Origin of the sequence: Methylobacterium sp. J-030 (assembly GCF_022829545.1) — a bacterium.
Classification (GTDB): Bacteria; Pseudomonadota; Alphaproteobacteria; order Rhizobiales; family Beijerinckiaceae; genus Methylobacterium.
Map to the genome: position 1 here is coordinate 1 of NZ_JAKSYM010000405.1, position 330 is coordinate 330.

1 pseudogene is annotated in these 330 nt (G+C 63.6%); it reads left to right on the top strand.

The features are described 5' to 3' along the window. Nucleotides 1–330, top strand: a pseudogene (locus MKK75_RS34605) (helix-turn-helix domain-containing protein); the annotation flags it as partial.

A 330-nucleotide genomic window follows, 5' to 3' on the forward strand; every position in this document is an offset into this window, starting at 1 on the left:
ACGCAGGCAGAGGTCGCCGTTCTGGACTTGGTTTCGTCCAAGGTAGCCGGTCGCCGTGATTGCCAGCTGGCGCTCGAAACCCTGGCGGCCGTGACCGGCGTGTCACGCACGAACGTCAAGAATGCGATCCGCGAGGACGCGCAGTTCGTCCTGCTCACAGTCGAGGAGCGGCAGATCACGGGCTCGCGCAACGACACCAACGTGCTCCGCATCGTGAGCAGTGAATGGCCCGCCTGGCTGCGACTGGCGCGGCGCACGATGCCATCAGGGGGAGGGGTCAAATCCGCGACCACCACGCATACTCAGGTTCTAGATCTAGGAGAATCAAGG